Genomic DNA, 16,683 nt, shown 5'->3' on the forward strand with positions numbered 1-16,683 from the left:
TCAGACGCGCGCGACGTCAACCTCCGGCACGCCGGTGCCGGGGAGCCACTCGATCTGCTGTGCGAGCACGGCCGCAGCCACTAGAGATTCATGATCTCGTATTGCCTCGAGGTGCGGGGGGCTCCAGCGGATCCTCAGATGGATCCGATCGGTGACGTCGAGCCCGGCTTCCTTGCGTGTTTGCTGCACCGTGCGGATCAAGTCTCGCGCCGCACCCTCCGCTTCGAGTTCGGGCGTGACGGCGGTATCGAGCACCACGATGAGCTGCTGGTCTTCCAGAACTGAAGTGGTGGCCCTCTCGGCAGGTTGCAGGCTCAACTGGTACTCGCCGGGGTGCAGCTCATGTCCGCCTGCGGCGACGCTGCCGTCGGCCGATGACTGCCAATCGCCGCTGCGAGCCGCAGCGAAGACCTCTTGGGCCGCGGCGCCCAGGCGTGGTCCCAGCGCGGAGCCATTCGGCCGCAGGACATGCGTCGCGGCCGTGCCCAAGTCGTTGCTCAGGATCACCTCGGCAACATTGATCTCGTCTGCGAGCAGGAAAACGTAGGGCTCGAGCAACTCGGCACCCTCCCCGGCCACCGTGACGCGTTGCAGCGGCAGCCGTACCCGCAAACCGGCGTCCTCGCGCACCCGCAGCGCAGCCGAAGCGGCGGCCCGCACCGCATCCATGCGCTCGACCAGTTCGGGGTCGGATGGCAGCATCGCCGCGTCCGGCCAGTCGCTCAAGTGGACGCTGTCGCCGCCGGTCAGCCCGCCGTAGATCTCCTCGGTGATCATCGGCAGCAGCGGCGCCGCCATGGCGGCGAAGATTCTCAGCACCGTGTAGAGGGTGTCGAACGCGTCCCGGTCGCCGCTCGATGGGCCGTCACCAGCGGGCCCCTCGGCGGATGTCTCGCCCCAGAACCGTCCCCTGCTGCGGCGGATATACCAGTTGTTCAGCGCATCGATGAACGACTGCAGCTCGGCGGCGGCCCCAGGCAGGTCATACGCATCGAAGCTGGCCGTGACCGATTCCAGCGTGGCCCGGGTCTTCGCCAGCAAGTACCGGTCGAGCACATCTGCGGAGTCGACACGGAACGTGGCCTCGTAGCCGTCCGCGTTCGCGTACAGCGTGAAGAACGCGTAGGAGTTCCAGATGGGGATCAGCACCTGGCGGGCGACCTCGTCGATGCCCGCGTCGGTGATCCGTGTGTCGCCGCCTCGGACGATGTTGGTGGCCATCAGGTACCACCGAAGAGCGTCAGAGCCCTGATTGGCGAAGATGTCGGTGGGTTCGGTGTAGTTCCGCAGCCGCTTGGACAGCTTGTTGCCGTCGGCAGCGAGCAGGATGCCGTGGCAGATCACGTTCTGGAATGCGGGCTGGCCGAACAGCGCCCCTGCCAGGACATGCAGCGTGTAGAACCAGCCCCGCGTCTGGTTGATGTACTCCACGATGAAATCGGCCGGGAAGTTCTTCTCGAACCACTCTTTGTTCTCGAAGGGGTAATGCACCTGCGCAAAGGGCATCGAACCCGATTCGAACCAGCAGTCGAGCACCTCGGGCACACGCCGCATCGTCGAGCGGCCGCTCGGATCGTCGGGATTCGGGCGCGTCAACTCATCGATGAACGGCCGGTGCAGGTCAGCGGGCCGCACCCCGAAGTCCGCCTCCAGCTCGTCGAGGCTGCCGTAGACGTCGATTCGCGGGCAGTCAGGGTCGTCGCTCATCCAGATCGGGATCGGTGAGCCCCAGAACCGGTTGCGACTGATGGACCAATCACGCGCCCCCGCCAGCCATTGGCCGAACCGGCCGTCGCGCACGTGACCGGGCACCCAGTTGATCTGCTGGTTGGTCTCGGCCAGCAGATCGGAGATCTCGGTGACCTTGACGTACCACGAGCTGATGGCCTTGTAGATGATCGGCGTGTCGGTGCGCCAGCAGTGCGGATAGTTGTGCTCGTAGCTGTCGTGGCGCAGCACCCGGTCGCGCTGCTTGAGCTCGGCGATGATCTGCTGATTTGCCTCGAACACGTTGAGGCTGGCCCATGGCGTCACCGGCTCGGTGAAGCAGCCCCGGTCGTCCACCGGCACGGCATCGCCGATCTCGATGCCGTTGGCCTCGCAGAGCGACTGATCCTCCTCGCCGAAGCCGGGCGCGAGGTGAACCACGCCTGTGCCCTCTGAGGTGTCCACGAAGTCGCCGGCGAGCACCCGGAACGCCTCGGTGCGATGGCCGAAGAAGTCGAACATCGGCTTGTAGCTGCGCCCTGCCAGATCAGCGCCGCTCAGCGTGCCGATCACCGTGTACGGCTCGAGGTCGGCGGCGCAGTGCTCGAGACAGTCAGCCGCAACCACGAAACGACCGCCGCCGAGCGCACCCGATTCGACGACCGCATAGGAGATGTCTGCCCCGACGGCGATCGCCAGGTTCGAGGGCAGCGTCCAAGGCGTCGTCGTCCAGACGAGCAGGCGAAGCGGCCCGGCGGTGCTGTGCGGCCCGGTTGTGATGTCTGGGCCGGCTGTGTCGTCTGCATCGTGAAGCTCGAACCAAACCGTGATGGCAGGATCCTGCCGGGGCCTCGTGGCGTCATCGAGCCGAATCTCAAAGTTCGACAGCGGCGTCTCCGCGCCCCAGGAGTAGGGCATGACGCGAAACGCCTGGTACACGAGACCGCGATCCCAGAGCTGCTTGAACGCCCACATGACCGATTCCATGTAGGGCAGGTCCATCGTCTTGTAGTCGTCGTCGAAGTCCACCCAGCGTGCTTGGCGGGTGACGGTCTTGCGCCACTCGGCCGTGTAGCGCAACACCGAATCGCGGCAGTGGGCGTTGAAGCGCTCGATGCCGAAGTCGGTGATCGCAGCCCGCCCGCTCACGCCGAGCTCGCGCTCGGTCTCCATCTCGGCGGGCAGGCCATGGCAATCCCACCCGAAGCGTCGATTGACCCGATGACCGCGCATCGCCTGGTAGCGGGGGACGACGTCCTTCACGTACCCCGTCAGCAAGTGGCCGTGGTGGGGCAGCCCGTTCGCGAAGGGCGGACCGTCGTAAAAGACAAATTCGTCGTCCGCGGGACGGTTGGCGATGGACGTCTCGAAGGTTTCCTCATCGTGCCAGCGCGCGAGAATCCGCTCTTCGATCTGCGGGAAGTCCGCTTGGGCAGGCACGCGTGGGTACACGGTGTCGACCGGCTCTCGCTTCACCAGCGCCTCCTGCAGGCTCTGTTTTTGTCCCGCCGAGAGTACGGGCTGGCCCACGAGCCGACCCACGAGACAGCGAGGGTACCCCTGAGGCATCGGAATCGACAGCGCCTCGATGTTCCGACCACATACCGAAATGACGACCTAGAATGCCGCTTCGCCGCGGAGGGGAGGGGCCATGGCAACCGCGAAGAAGGCTTCCGCCCGCAAGGCTGCCGCGAAAAAGGCGCCTACGCGCAAGAAGTCTGCCAACGCCTCCGGGGCTCAGACCACTGCAAAGAAGGCCAGCGCCGCCGCCACGGCACCCAAGAAGAAGGCAGCGCCGCGCCGCAAGGCCACGAAGTCGCGATTCGGCGAGGTGTTTCTCGAAAAGCAGCGCCAGGCCCTGCTGGCCGAGCGCCGCCGCTATACCGCGCACGCAGAGCGGTACGAAGCCGAAGCCGAGCAGCTCGTCAACGAGCGCGAACCTGGTGATGTCCAGTTCGACGAGGAATCCGGCGAAGGGGATTCCATCGCCGTGGAGCGCGATCGGGCGCTGCAGATCTCAGCTCGCGAGCGTGAGGAGATCGCCGAAATCGACGCTGCATTGGCGCGCATCGAAGATGGCACGTACGGCATCTGTGTCGTCTCGGGGAAGCCGATCCCCAAGGAGCGCCTCGAGGCCATCCCGCACGCTTCGATGCGGGTGGAGGTCAAGAGCAGTGGTCCGGCATGGCGCCGGCTCTGAGGGGCACCAGGGGTTCGCACCGCGCCCGTCCCCTGCACGCAGCCGCGTGACCCCCAATCTCAGGATCGTCCTCACCTCCGGGGTCATTCTCTGCGCGGACCAGATCACGAAAACGTGGGCCACTGCCGCGCTCGACGATCAGATCATCGACCTGGTGTGGACACTGCGTCTGCGGCTTGTTCACAACACGGGCTTTGCCTTCTCCGCAGGCAGCGGTCTGGGCCCGGTTCTGGCGATTGCGGCCATCGTCATCGTCGGCATGCTGTGGTACTTCCGGCGCCGTGTGCAAGGAGCGTGGGCCGGAGTCGGTCTCGGTGGGATCATCGGCGGAGCGCTCGGCAATCTGGCTGACCGGCTGTTCCGCGGAGCTGCCTGGGGGCGCGGTGCTGTCGTGGACTTCATCGACCTGCAGTGGTGGCCGATATTCAACGTGGCCGACGCTGCCATCACCGTCGGACTCGTCGTGGTGCTGTTCCACCTCTATCGCAGCGAGCGGCGCAGTGCCCTCGCCGCCGGAGAGGCGCCTGAGTGAGCGATCGACTGCTGAGTCTCGAGATTCCCGAATCACTGTCCGGTGAGCGGATCGACCGGGCGCTGTCGTTGCTGACCGGGCGTTCTCGCTCCGACACGTCGAAGATGGTTGCCGAGGGTTGCGTGCTGATCGACGGCGAGGTGGTTCGGGCTGGCTCGGTGCGGGTCGCGCCGGGTTCGAGGGTCGAGGTGACCGAGGTGCGGGCTGCGGCGCCGGTCCGTGAGCGGCACCGCGAGATCGCCTCGTTCGATGTACTGCACGCCGACCGTGACCTCGTCGTGGTCGACAAGCCGTCTGGGGTGGTCACCCATCCGGGCACCGGACACCCCCACGGCACGCTCGCGGATGCCCTCGTCCAGCGATATCCCGAGATGGCGGAGGTGGGCGAAACCGACCGGCCCGGCATCGTGCACCGGCTCGACCGCGGGACGAGCGGCGTCATGGTGTGCGCACGCAGTCCCGCGGCCTACGAAGGCCTGGTCGAGCAGCTTGCGCGGCGGCAGGTCCGCAGGATCTATGCAGCGCTGGTGCGCGGGCATCCGCCGTCGCCGACGGGCACGATTGACGCCCCGATCGGACGGGATCGGGAGCATCGCACGCTCATGGCCGTATCGGCCGAGGGCCGTGAGGCCCGTACGCACTACAGCGCCGTGGAGACCTATGTCCATCCCTGTGATGCCGCCCTGCTTCGCTGCGGGCTCGAGACGGGACGGACGCATCAGATCCGGGTGCATCTGGCCAGCATCGGGCGCCCGCTGCTCGGAGACCTGACCTACGGTGTCCCTGATCCTTTCGGCATCGGCCGTCCGCTTCTGCATGCGGCCCGGCTGACGTTCCGCCATCCCGCTTCCGGTGCCGAAATGGGTTTCAGCGCACCGATGCCGAAGGACTTTGCCGAGGCGCTGGCAAGGTTCGGCTCAGAACCGTCGGCATTCCCGACGGACTGAATCGCTCAGCGGCCGGGGGGCTCGAGCGTCTCGACGGCAGCCGCTGGCCACGGCGCGAGTCCCCGGGCCACCTCCGCAACGGCGGCGAGGCTGTAGGAGTCCAGCTCGGCGCGCATGCGATGGCCGACCGAGTCCCAGATCGCGAGCAGCACACATTGCCCTTCGTGATCGCAGGCGCCGTCTTGATGGGGCTGGCCGAAGTCGCCGAGGGCTATCGGACCGTCGACAGCCCGCACGATCATCCCGATCGTGACGTCGGCCGGGTCACGGGCCATCACGTAGCCGCCGCCGACTCCGCGCTTCGATCGAACCAGGCCGGCCCCCTTGAGCGCGAGCAAGATCTGCTCGAGGTATGGCTGGGGCAGGCCGGTGCGCTCCGCAATGTCGCGCACCGATGTCGGTCGGCCGTTGTCGTTGAGGACCAGGGACAGCAACGCGCGGCTTGCGTAGTCTCCCCGCGTCGAGACCGCCACGATGGCAGCGTAGCCCCAGCCGCGGCTGCGCCTATCGGCTCAGCCTCTGAGGAGCGGCGCGGGTAGGTGCGCCCGCGTTGGAGGCGGCAGAACCCTCTGCTCCCGCGATCCAGCAGGTCGCAACGTCGCAGAGTCTCCTGCCGCCTCCAACGCTATGGCATCTGTGCCTACCCGGTCGAGTCCTTAGGGTCGGCGTCATGGAAGCCGTCGCCACCGACCTCGAAGCGGACAGCGAGCCATTGGTCCTTGATCGCATCCTGCCGGCATACGACGGCCGCTGCATCACGGGCGTGGCGCCAGGTCTGCTCGCCGGCGTGGCAACCGAACTCATCGACGATGCGGTCGCTGCGGCGCGCACTGTCGTCCTGTTCGTCGTGGACGGGCTCGGATGGCACCAGCTGCACCGTCATCGCTCGCTGGCACCGTCGCTTGCCGCAGCGAGCGACGCGACCTCGCCGGTCACCACTGTTGCTCCGAGCACGACCGCGACTGCCCTGACGTCGCTGGCCACAGGGGCAGCACCCGGCGAGCATGGGCTTGTCGGCTATCGCATTCCGACCTCGCTGGGACTGCTCAATGCGCTTCGTTGGCGCGCTGGCGGGCGCGACGTCCGAGTTGAGCTGCCGCCCGACGAGCTGCAGCCCGTTGAGCCCTTCTGCGGTCAGCCGGTGGCGGTAGTGACACGCTCGGAGTTCCGCGACAGCGGGTTCAGCGCTGCACACCTCCGCGGCGGCTCAATGCGTGGATGGCGCGATGTCGCCGCCATCGTGGAGTGTGTGCGGGGTGCGGTCGACGAGGGCTTTCAGCTCGTATTCGCCTACTACGACACGCTGGACAAGGTCGCTCACGAATTTGGTTTGGGCGACCGTTACCGCTCTGCCCTCGCCGGAGTGGAACGTCTGGCCGTCGCGCTGCGCACCGATGTGAGCGACGAGATCCCGTTGATCGTCACCGCTGATCATGGTGTTGTCGAAGTCTCCGAGCCTCCGATCATGATCGACCCAGAAGTCACCGAACTCACCGACGGTTGGTCCGGCGAAGCCAGAATGCTGTGGCTGCACGCTTGTACGGGTGCCGCATCTGAACTCGTCGCTTCTTGTGAGCGCTACGCCGATATCGCCGAGGCCGCCCCCGTGGAGCAGGTGCTGGACGAACGGTGGCTGGGTCGCCATGTCACCGAGGCAGCCCGACGCCGGCTCGGCGATGTCGCGCTCGTGCCCCGGGGCCTGCAGGCGTTCACGATGCCCGACGAGGACCAGCCGCATCACCCGCTCATCGGCCGTCACGGAGGCCTGACCTCGGAGGAGATGCTGGTTCCCTTCGCGCTGATGTAAGCCGGTCCCAAGCGGCCCGGGCGGCACGGCCTCGCCACGTTTGCGCCAGTGTCTATGCGGGCGGGAGCACTCTGGGCCGGGGGCGATGGATTTCTTGCCAGATAGCATTTTGGTGGTGGTTGGCGATTCGGTTCAAGACCCAGAACAGGGTGAGCTGCTGGATGGCGGACCATTCACAGAAGACGATGTCGACGAGCCTTTCGTTCCTGAACCGGCGAAGCTCATGCGCATCGGCGGCATGATCCGGAAGCTGCTGGAAGAAGTCCGCCACGCGGAACTCGACGAAGCAGGTCGCGACCGCATGAGAGACGTGTATCACCTGTCAGTCGACGAGCTGGCGACTGCCTTGTCCGAACCGCTCGCAGATGAGCTGAACCGACTTGTGCTGCCATTGGACGACGACATCCCGTCGGGACCTGAGCTGCGCATCGCGCAGGCTCAGCTCGTGGGATGGCTCGAGGGGCTGTTCCACGGCATCCAGGCGGCGGTCTCGGCACAGCAGATGATGGCCGAGCGGCAGTTGCGCAGCATGCGAGGCAACGCCCTCGAGGCGGGCGGTCAACCGCAACAGCCTCGTGGGGCCGAGCGTGGCGGTGTCTATCTGTGACCGGGGCGAAGTCGGCCGGCGGCAACCGCCGCACGCTTGGCATCGTCAGGCCTCCGGGTGCGCACGCGCATTGAACAAGCACTGAAGGATTGGATTGGCCGGCCACCGGAGGATCGGCCAGCAAGCATCGCAGGGGGCGAGAACCACATGGCGCTCGAGGTTGAGACAAAGGACTGCACGGCACTCAGCGATGCTGAGATCTCCGAGATGGCCGAACTGGTCAGCGGCGAGAACGTTCACTTCGACGTTGGGCATCTGTCCAAGCAGCGAGACGCCTGGGTGCTCGTCACCCACGTGCGAGACGGCACCAAGCTGGCCGCCTACGGCTTCTGCACGCTCGAGCGGGTCGGCGGCGATCCGACGGTGCTGATGGGTGCCGGCGCCACGCGGCGTTCCGCCCGCCGCGACAGCGCGTTGCGGTCGATGATGACCGATCAGCTTCGGCGAGCCGTTCTGGCGTTCCCCGACGAGGACGTGCTGGTGGCGTGCCAGATGGCCGACGCTGCAGCCTTCACGGCGTTCAAGCCGCTTGATCGGGTGGTGCCGCGTCCGGGCTACGAGCCCAACGGCGAGGACCGCGCATGGGGACGTCGGCTGGCGAAGCGCTTCGACGTGCAGGGCGAGTACAAGGCTCGCGAGTTCAAGGTGTACGGAGACGGCGGGCCGTCGTTTGTGCTGAACCACACCGCTCCCCGGCCCGAGAAGCTCGATCCGACACTGATCGACATCTTCGACGGATTCGACACCGCGAACGGCGACGCACTCATCGCGTTCGGATGGGCCAGCCGCGAAGACCTCGCGAAGCTGCTGTAGCGCTCTGGACCCTGCGGGTCTGGGGCTGAGCCGAGCACGTGCGCTGGTGACCGGAGCCTTCAGCGAACTCGCCCGCAGGCGACGGATGACCCGGCATTTCCTGGCCGATCCCGTTGACGAGCCGCTGCTCGCACATGTGCTCGACGCCGCTCGGCGGGTCCCCTCGGCCGGTAATGCCCAGGGTTTCGACTTCGTCGTGCTTCGAGGCCCCGACGAGACGGCGCGCTACTGGGACGCCGCGATGCCCCCAGACCGGCGGGAGGGCTTTCGGTGGGCAAGCCTGCTCGCCTGCCCGGTGCTCGTCACTGTCTGGGCGGATCCCAGCGCGTACGTCGAGCGATATGGCGAACCCGACAAAGCACCGACCGGCCTCGGCAGCGACGCTGGGGCGTGGGCGACGCCGTACTGGACGGTGGACTCAGCATTTGCCGCGATGGCACTGCAGTACGCCGCGATCGACGAGGGCCTCGGCGTGCTCTTCTTCGGGATGTTCGAACACGCCGATGCGGTCGCGGGCGCCCTCGGGGTTCCCGCGTCGCACCAGCCGATCGGCGTGATTGCAATGGGATGGCCGGATCGATCCGCGGAGGCTGCGGGTGGGCATGCGGCCAGTGAGAAGCGCCCGCGACGCCCGCTGTTCGGCGCCGAACCGGACCCCGCCGCCGCCGACGGCACCGTTGCCGACCGGCCCGTGGTGCACCGGGGCCGCTGGCTGGGTCACTGATAAGTTTCTGCGCTACGGCTGTGCTGAGATGGCGCAGGCCGCAGCATGTGGCTCGACGCGGGAGGATCGCTGAAGTGGCCGACGAGAGCGCGCCGAACAATGATCCACCGAGCCAGATCTCGATGGTGGAATACCTGCACCTCGGCAACGACCCTCACCTGGTGGCAAACGTCTGCGATGCGTGCGGGGTCACCTACTTCGATCGACGCAATGCCTGCGCGGCGTGCGGGGCGCGGGAGTTCACGGCGTCACGGCTCGCCAACACCGGTTCGGTACGGACCTTCACCATCGTGCACCGTGCAGCTCGGGGAGTGCCTGCACCGTACGTATCGGCTGTCGTGGATCTCGACGGGGGCGGGCGTGTCAAGAGCAACATCATCAACGTCGAGCCCGAGCCCTCCAAAGTGACACTCGGGATGCGTGTTCGTCTCGCCACCTATGTGACCGCGACAGACGACGACGGCGTCGAAGCTGTCGCCTTCGGCTACGAGCCTGAGGCCGCGTGAACCTCCGCCCCGGCAACCACCACAGCATCTGACCTGAGCACCATTCACCAAGAACCAGATCACCGAAAGAGAGCAGCCATGAGCAACCAAGATCCCGTCTGGATTCTCGGCACATCCATGACCAAGTTCGGTCGCTACGCCGACAAAGACCTGATCGACCTCGCCGCACAGGCCTCGCTCGGGGCGCTCGATGACGGCGGGGTGACCATGGCCGACATGGACGTGCTGGCCGCAGGCTGTCTGTACGAAGCGAATGGCGGCGTCGGCCAGCGCCTTCAGAAGCAGATCGGGCAGACCGGCATCCCCGTTTTCAACGTGGCCAACGCCTGCGCCACCGGCGCTACGGCAGTGCGCACCGTGATGATGGCGATCAAGGCGGGCGAGGCGCAGATGGGCCTCGCAGTGGGCGTCGAGCAGATGGGCAAGATGGGCATGCTCGGTGGCGATCGGGCCGCCCGCTCCGACAAGCAGGTGTTCGAGCGCAAGGGTCGCTTCGGCTCCGTGGTGGGCGTCGAAGGCCGCCTAGGCACCAACATGATGCCCGGAGTCTTTGCGCAGGCCGGCATGGAGTACGCCTACGAGAACGACGGCGTCGGTTTCGAGCAGTTCGCCAAGGTGGCGCAGAAGAACCACGAGCATTCGACGCTGAACCCGCTGGCGCAATACCGCAAGGCATTCTCGCTGGACGAGGTGATGGGCTCCGAGGTCATCGCCTACCCGAACACCCTGCTGATGTGCTGCCCGACCGGCGACGGCTCGGCGGCGGTCGTGCTGGTCTCCGACGAGAAGCTGAAGACGCTGTCTCGTGAGCAGCAGCGACGAGCCGTCAAGGTCTCGGCCTCGGTGCTGACCTCAGATCCGTGGACCGAGGGCTGCCAGGTGCAGCCCGATGTCAACACGCTGACGCGCAACGCTGCCGACGAGGCGTACGAGGCCTCCGGCGTCGATCCGGCAGAACTCGACCTCGTGGAGCTGCACGACTGCTTCGCGACCGCCGAGCTGCGGCACTACGACAACCTGCGGCTGTGCGAGCCAGGCGGCGCCGGCGAGTGGATCGACAAGGGCGGTCCGTGGCGCGACGGGGAGATCCCGGTCAACGTGTCCGGCGGGCTGCTGTCGAAGGGGCACCCGATCGGTGCGACGGGCGTGGCCAATCTGTTCGAGGTTGCCACCCACGTACGAGGCGAAGCCGGCGACCGCCAGGTACCCGACGCCAAGGTCGGCCTGGCCCACGTGATCGGCCTCGGTTCGAGCTGCGGAGTGCACATCCTGGAGCGCTCCGGCCTCTAGTCGCATCCTGAGCTGCCTGCAACTCTGTGTGAAATGCGGCGAAATTCGTTAGGCACAAGAGCGAGGCTGTCACTACGTTCGCGAGAGGGCCAGCCTCTCCGGGTGAAGCGCCTTCTCAGACTCGGCCACCCGGCTGAGGCTGGCCTCTGCGGCACTCTACTTCGTCGAAGGCGGCAGCGAGACTTAGTTTTCGAACGCTTCGAGCGTCGGTGTCAGGTCGTCGAGGTAGCGCAGTGTCTCGTCTGCTGAAGGCAGGTCGAAGTTGACGGGTGTGAACACGAACTGGCTCACGCCTGCGTCGGCGTAGGCCTCCAACCGGTCCAGCCTGGGCCTGCCCCAGATGTAGAGCGTGATCGGGATGTCATTGGCATCGTCGCGACCTGCCTCGGCTGCCAAGCGACGGAATCGCTCGATGCCGCCGGTGACGTCGGGCTTGCCGGTGACGTTCATGACGCCGACGTCGATGGGGCACCATTCGTCGGCGTACTCCGCTGCATGCTGGATACCGAGTGGCCCGGCATTGCCGAGCGCCACCGGGACAGCGCCGTTTGCCGGCTTGGGATAGATCCACGACTCGCTGTGAGCGTCCCAGCGGCCGTCGTGGGCCGGCACCGGGTCGTTCTCCCAGATCGATCGCATGGCTGCGACACGCTCTCGCATGGCGCCATAGCGCTGGCGGAACGGCATGTCGGGCCGATGATCGGCCAGTTCCTCGCGGTTCCAGCCGACGCCGATGCCGAGCACGACGCGACCGTCCGACAACACGTCGGCTGAGGCCACGGTGCGGGCGAGGTCGATGAGGTCGTGCTGCAGGATGAGGCAGACACCGGTGCCGAGCTTGATCGTCGACGTGCGTGCGGCTGCGACGCCGATGGAGACGAACGGGTCCATCATGTGGAGGTAGGTGCCTGGCAGTTGGCCGCCGTTGGGGTACGGGCTCTCGCGAGACGTCGGGATGTGTGTGTGCTCGGGGTACCAGACCGAGTAGTAGCCCCGTTCTTCGAGTTCTTGGGCCAGATCGCCTGGATCGATGCCGCCGTAGTGATTTCCCGTCAGATACCCAAATTTCATGGCGCGCAGCTTAAGGAGCCGCAGCGGGTGCGTGCGCCCGCTGCGGGAGCGGCATGACCCTCTGCTCCCGCGATCCAGCCGGTCGCAACGTCGCAGAGTCTCCTGCCGCTCCCACAGCTATGACATCTGTGCACTATCCGTTGAGGCACTCAGCCGCGACCGACCAAGGGCATGCCGTTGGCCATGACGGTCATGGTGAGCACGTTGGTGTCTGCGGGCAGCTCTGCCATGTACAGCACGGCTCGGGCCACGTCGTCGACATCCATCAAGGGTTCGGCTCGGATGCTGCCATCGGCTTGGGGGACGCCCGTGGCCATCGGTGCCGTCAGGGGCGACTCGGCGTTGCCAATGTCGATCTGCCCGACGGTGATGCCGTGGTCGCGGCCTTCCAACGACAGGGCTTTGGTCAGCCCGGTAATCGCGTGTTTGGTGGCGGTGTACGGGGACGAGTGCGGTCGCGGTGTCTGTGCCGACACCGAGCCGTTGTTGATGATCCGCCCGCCCGAGGGCCGCTGACGCTTCATCTGGGCGAATGCTGCACGAGCGCACAGCCACGAACCGGTCAGGTTCACCCCGACCGTGGCCATCCAGTCGGCAATCGGCAGCTCATCCACCGGCACGGGACGGGTGCCCATGCCGGCGTTGTTGAACAGAAGGTCGACCCGGCCGAACCGGTCGGTGGCTGCGGCGAAGAGTGCGTCGACCTGTTCGGGAGCTGAGACGTCGACGGTGACGGCTACGACCTCACTCGTGCATTGCTCCGCCACCTCGTCGAGCAGTTCACGGCGGCGACCGCACACGACCATCTGCCAGCCGGCCTCGGAGAGTGCGAGCGCGCACGCTCGACCGATGCCGGTTCCGCCGCCGGTCACGATCGCCACCCGGCCAGAGGGGCGTGTATCGGCGGTGTCTGCAGCTGCGGTTTCCTCGGGTTCGCTCACCTGCCGCCTCCTGAGTCGATCGGATCTGCGGTGCGGCCCTGCCGTGCGGAGCCAGCGCCGCCAGCAGCCTGCCGCTGCCGCTTCTGAATGTTCGCCCATTCGTCACGCAAGCCGACGGTGCGATGGAACAGCGGAGGAACGTCGTCGGTTGGGCGTGCAGCGTTGCCGGGTTCGTCGGCGCCGACGGAGCCCGGATCGCCGCCGGCAACCGGGTTGTCGCCGTCGGCGCAGAAGTAGCCGAGGCGCTCGAATTGGACCACTTCACCGGGAGAGACATCGGCGATGGCGGGCTCGGCGACGCCGGCGCACAATTCTCGTGAGTTCGGATGCAGATCATCGAGGGGATCGTCGGTGCGCTCGCCCGGAAGCTCGGCATCGAAGAGCCGTTCGTACAGAGCGGCTTCGATCGGCACGGCGTGGTCGGCGCTGACCCAGTGGATGGTGGCCTTGACCTTGCGACCGTCTGGGGCCTGGCCGCCCGAAGTCTCGGGGTCATAGGTGCAGTGCACTTCGGTGACGTGCCCGTCGGCGTCGGTCACAGTGTCAACACAGCGAACGAAGTAGCCAGCACGCAGCCGCACCTCGCGACCTGGCGTGAGCCGGAAGTACTTTGGCGGCGCTTCCAGCCGGAAGTCCTCGTGCTCGATCCACAACGTCCCGCTGAATGGCACTTGGCGGGTGCCCGCCGATGGATCTTCCGGGTTGTTGACCACCTCTCGATACTCGGTGACCGGCGTCCCGTCGTCGCCGGTGGGCCAATTGGTGATCACCAGCTTCAGCGGCCTCAATACAGCCATGCGCCGTGGGGCCGTCGCGTTGAGCTCGGTGCGTACGAACGACTCCAACAGCTCCGGGGCGTGGCGGCTGTTGGTGCGTGCCACCCCGATGAACGCGCAAAACTCCCGGATCGCTGAGGGGGGATAGCCACGTCGGCGCAGCGCTCGCAGCGTCGGCAGCCGGGGGTCGTCCCAGCCGTCGACATAGTCGCCCTCCACGAGACGGCGCAGGATCCGCTTGGACGTGATCGTGCGGGTCAGCTCCAGGCGGGCGAACTCGGTCTGATGCGGGCGGTCGCCGTCGTAACCCAGATCGGCCAGCGGCAGGTGCTCCAGGTACCAGTCGTACAGCGCACGGTTGTCGCGGAACTCCAGCGTGCACAGCGAATGGGTGACGCCCTCGATGGCATCGCTCTGGCCGTGTGCCCAGTCGTAGGTGGGGTAGATGCACCAGCGATCGCCGCTGCGGTAGTGGTGAGCATGGCGGATGCGGTACATCACCGGGTCGCGCAGCTGCATGTTCTCGTGCCCCATGTCGATGCGGGCACGCAGCACGCGGCTGCCTTCGGGATGCTGGCCGGCAGCCATCTCGCGGAAGAGGCGCAGGTTCTCCGGGGCCGGCCGGGCGCGGTGCGGGCTCTCGGTGCCTGGGCGGCCGAAGCCTCCCCGCCCCGCCGAGATGGTCGCTGCGTCCTGATCGTCGACGTAGGCCAGACCCCGCTCGATCAGATGCTCAGCCCACTCGTAGAGCTGTGCGAAGTAGTCCGATGCGTAGCGGATCTCGTCGGGCTCGAAGCCGAGCCACCGCACGTCGTCGACGATGGCGTCGACGTACTCGGGACTCTCGGTTGCGGGATTGGTGTCGTCGAAGCGCAGAAAGCAGCGGCCGCCGAATTCGGAGGCCACGGTGAAGTCCAAGCAGATCGCCTTGGCGTGCCCGATGTGGAGATACCCATTCGGTTCCGGCGGGAAGCGGGTCTGGACCCTGCCGTCGAAGCGGTGCGACCCCAGGTCGTCGACGACCTGATCGCGAATGAAATCGCGCCCGCCGCCATCGGGCGACTCGCTCGGGGAGGCGGCAGCGCTGGCGGGCCCGGTTCGCTCAGGCACGGGACCTCAGGCTGCGACGGTGACGTGGGGAGGCGGCCAGACACCCGCCACGATGCCGGTCTCCACCAGGTAGCCCGTGATGCGCTCGAGCCGTTCCAGAAGTGCGTCGAGATCGCCTGGCGGCAACGCATCGGCCGCATCTGACGACAGCCGGTCGGTGTCGTGTTCGACGGCTCGGCGCGCAGCGTTGCCTTCGGGCGTCTGCTCGCCCTCAGCAGTGATCCATCCCCGATCAATGAGCCGTCGGCACGCCGCGTCCCACTCTTCGGCGCTCCAGCCGCGGATCTTCTGGATGGTTGCACCGTTGCCATGGCCACCGGTGGTCATCATCACGTGGCACTCGACGGGGTCGAGGTCACCGGCGGCGAGGGCGATGTTGTGGGCGTCGAAGCGGAACTCGCGCAGCAGCGTGCAGCCGTGCCAGAGGTCCATGACGTCACCGCCGCCAGTGCTGTCGCTCGGCCACGGTTCCGATGCCCAGCCCGCGTACAGGGGGCGTGCACCGATGGGCAGATCGCCTGCAAAGCTGCGCAGCGCAGCCGCCGCCGCCCCGATGTCGTCGGGGTCTGGGTACTCGCCCAAGGCCCGCTGCATCGAGGCCGTCGTGAACTCGAGTTGGCGGGCACGAACGGCGTCGGGTTCCATGATGTCCCAGCAGCCCGGCACTGCTCGTTCCACCATGCGCGGGGCGAAGTTGTAAAACACCGCGGTCACGGTTGCAGCGCTGACCCTGCCCATGGGGGCTGAGCGGTACGCGAAGTAGGCATGCCACCACCCCTTGAAGCCGTCGTCGTTGAATCCGTAGATCTCCGGTGAGTAGTACGCGACGGTGTGGATGGGCTCGACCGTGCGGCCCATCCGCCGGATGGGGCTGCGGCGGTCTTCGGTACGTGGAATCTCGCCCATGGGGAACTCCTCGGCTGCACGACGCGGTGCGATCTGGGCGGGCGTCCGCTGCCCGGGCCCGGGCAGTGTTGGTTGGGCCGCTCGCGGTCGGCGCAATGGTATGGCGCGCTCAGCCATACCGCAGCGTCTCAAGGCAACGGCGCTATGCGGGTACTTCGTCGTACCAGTCGTTCGCGTGGTGCAGCAGGTAGTCGCAGATCTTGGTGCACAGGTCGAACGGGCCGCACATGTCGTCTTCGCCCTGCAGCAGCGCCTGGAGCGACAGTTCCCGGCGGGCCACGATCATCAGCGTCCGCCTGGCCGGGTCGGTCACCGAGGTGAGCGAGTCGATGGCGGACACCTCCACCGGCAGGGCTGTGCCGCCCAGACCCGCCAGGTCGGTGGCCAGCACCAGCATGTCGGGGCTGTGGTCCAGCGGCGGCAGGGCCCACGTGAAGATCAGCGGCAGCCAGAATTCGTCGGGAGGCAGATCGTTCTCAGGCGTTGCCCACAGCACGTCCTCGAACGACAGGAGCGTCCGCGGGTCGGCTTCGAGCGTGAGGTGCAGGTCGAGCGGGCCGCCGCAGGCTTCCGCTGGATGAAGGTCGATTTCCCAGGTCTGACGCAGGCTGTAGGTCTCGATGAACTGGCGCTCGTCGTGGATGTGGAACCCATGCGCGTGCGCATGGTCCTTCAGACTTGCCACGTAGCCGGTGATGTCGATCGCTGCCATCGGGATGCCCCCCACGCGGCGCTGAGATGATGCG

General features: G+C 66.9%; 15 protein-coding genes and 1 pseudogene. 9 read left to right on the plus strand and 7 right to left on the minus strand.

Annotated features, from left to right (window positions below; all coding sequences use genetic code 11):
- Positions 1-3,249, minus strand: a complete 3,249-nt coding sequence (gene ileS / locus ACOGJB_RS01325; protein ID WP_419839041.1) for an isoleucine--tRNA ligase — start codon at positions 3,247-3,249, stop codon at positions 1-3.
- Positions 3,250-3,358: 109 nt separating this feature from the next.
- Between ileS and ACOGJB_RS01330 the strand changes: the two genes are divergently transcribed.
- The 3 genes from ACOGJB_RS01330 to ACOGJB_RS01340 are packed head-to-tail and all read left to right on the plus strand — an operon-like array spanning position 3,359 to position 5,386.
- Positions 3,359-3,907 carry a TraR/DksA family transcriptional regulator gene (locus ACOGJB_RS01330; RefSeq protein ID WP_419839042.1) on the plus strand — a complete coding sequence of 183 codons (549 nt, stop codon included), beginning with the start codon at positions 3,359-3,361 and terminating at the stop codon, positions 3,905-3,907.
- Between the two features lie 46 nt (positions 3,908-3,953).
- Entirely contained in the window at positions 3,954-4,439 is a 486-nt protein-coding gene (gene lspA, locus ACOGJB_RS01335; RefSeq protein WP_419839043.1) for a signal peptidase II, read from the plus strand.
- Positions 4,436-5,386 carry an RluA family pseudouridine synthase gene (locus ACOGJB_RS01340; protein WP_419839044.1) on the plus strand — a complete coding sequence of 317 codons (951 nt, stop codon included), beginning with the start codon at positions 4,436-4,438 and terminating at the stop codon, positions 5,384-5,386. Before lspA ends, ACOGJB_RS01340 begins: the two co-directional genes overlap by 4 nt.
- Positions 5,387-5,391: 5 nt before the next feature.
- On the opposite strand, the gene ACOGJB_RS01345 is transcribed toward ACOGJB_RS01340, so the two are convergent.
- Positions 5,392-5,859 (minus strand): RrF2 family transcriptional regulator, encoded by a 468-nt coding sequence (locus tag ACOGJB_RS01345; RefSeq protein WP_419839045.1) that lies wholly within the window; start codon positions 5,857-5,859, stop codon positions 5,392-5,394.
- 197 nt (positions 5,860-6,056) lie between these two features.
- Between ACOGJB_RS01345 and ACOGJB_RS01350 the strand changes: the two genes are divergently transcribed.
- The 6 genes from ACOGJB_RS01350 (at position 6,057) to ACOGJB_RS01375 (ending at position 11,133) form a co-directional block, all read left to right on the plus strand.
- Positions 6,057-7,193: an alkaline phosphatase family protein gene (locus ACOGJB_RS01350; RefSeq protein WP_419839046.1), complete on the plus strand. Its 1,137-nt coding sequence runs from the start codon at positions 6,057-6,059 to the stop codon at positions 7,191-7,193.
- Positions 7,194-7,308: 115 nt separating this feature from the next.
- A complete protein-coding gene (locus ACOGJB_RS01355) occupies positions 7,309-7,800 on the plus strand; it encodes a proteasome activator (RefSeq protein ID WP_419839047.1) in 492 nt (163 codons plus the stop codon).
- A 147-nt stretch (positions 7,801-7,947) separates the two neighbouring features.
- A complete protein-coding gene (locus ACOGJB_RS01360; RefSeq protein ID WP_419839048.1) occupies positions 7,948-8,613 on the plus strand; it encodes a hypothetical protein in 666 nt (221 codons plus the stop codon).
- A gap of 46 nt (positions 8,614-8,659) precedes the next feature.
- Positions 8,660-9,337: a nitroreductase family protein gene (locus tag ACOGJB_RS01365; RefSeq protein ID WP_419839049.1), complete on the plus strand. Its 678-nt coding sequence runs from the start codon at positions 8,660-8,662 to the stop codon at positions 9,335-9,337.
- Positions 9,338-9,459: 122 nt separating this feature from the next.
- On the plus strand, positions 9,460-9,843 hold the full coding sequence (locus tag ACOGJB_RS01370; RefSeq protein WP_419840654.1) for a Zn-ribbon domain-containing OB-fold protein: 384 nt from the start codon (positions 9,460-9,462) through the stop codon (positions 9,841-9,843).
- Between the two features lie 78 nt (positions 9,844-9,921).
- Positions 9,922-11,133, plus strand: coding sequence for a thiolase family protein (locus tag ACOGJB_RS01375; RefSeq protein WP_419839050.1), 1,212 nt, complete (start codon positions 9,922-9,924; stop codon positions 11,131-11,133).
- 183 nt (positions 11,134-11,316) lie between these two features.
- Here ACOGJB_RS01375 and ACOGJB_RS01380 read toward each other — a convergent pair whose 3' ends face one another.
- The 5 genes and pseudogenes from ACOGJB_RS01380 to ACOGJB_RS01400 form a co-directional block, all read right to left on the minus strand.
- Positions 11,317-12,204, minus strand: a complete 888-nt coding sequence (locus ACOGJB_RS01380) for a TIGR03619 family F420-dependent LLM class oxidoreductase (protein WP_419839051.1) — start codon at positions 12,202-12,204, stop codon at positions 11,317-11,319.
- A 149-nt stretch (positions 12,205-12,353) separates the two neighbouring features.
- A complete protein-coding gene (locus ACOGJB_RS01385) occupies positions 12,354-13,145 on the minus strand; it encodes an SDR family oxidoreductase (protein WP_419839052.1) in 792 nt (263 codons plus the stop codon).
- A gap of 74 nt (positions 13,146-13,219) precedes the next feature.
- Positions 13,220-15,031, minus strand: a pseudogene (locus ACOGJB_RS01390) (glutamine--tRNA ligase/YqeY domain fusion protein); the annotation flags it as partial.
- 6 nt (positions 15,032-15,037) lie between these two features.
- The gene (locus ACOGJB_RS01395) at positions 15,038-15,937 is read right to left on the minus strand and encodes an SCO6745 family protein (RefSeq protein ID WP_419839053.1); all 900 of its coding nucleotides are present in this window, start codon (positions 15,935-15,937) and stop codon (positions 15,038-15,040) included.
- Between the two features lie 142 nt (positions 15,938-16,079).
- Positions 16,080-16,649, minus strand: a complete 570-nt coding sequence (locus ACOGJB_RS01400) for a hypothetical protein (protein WP_419839054.1) — start codon at positions 16,647-16,649, stop codon at positions 16,080-16,082.
- Positions 16,650-16,683 lie beyond the last annotated feature (34 nt).

Source organism: Candidatus Poriferisodalis sp. (genome assembly GCF_965208895.1).
Taxonomy (GTDB): Bacteria; Actinomycetota; Acidimicrobiia; order Acidimicrobiales; family Poriferisodalaceae; genus Poriferisodalis.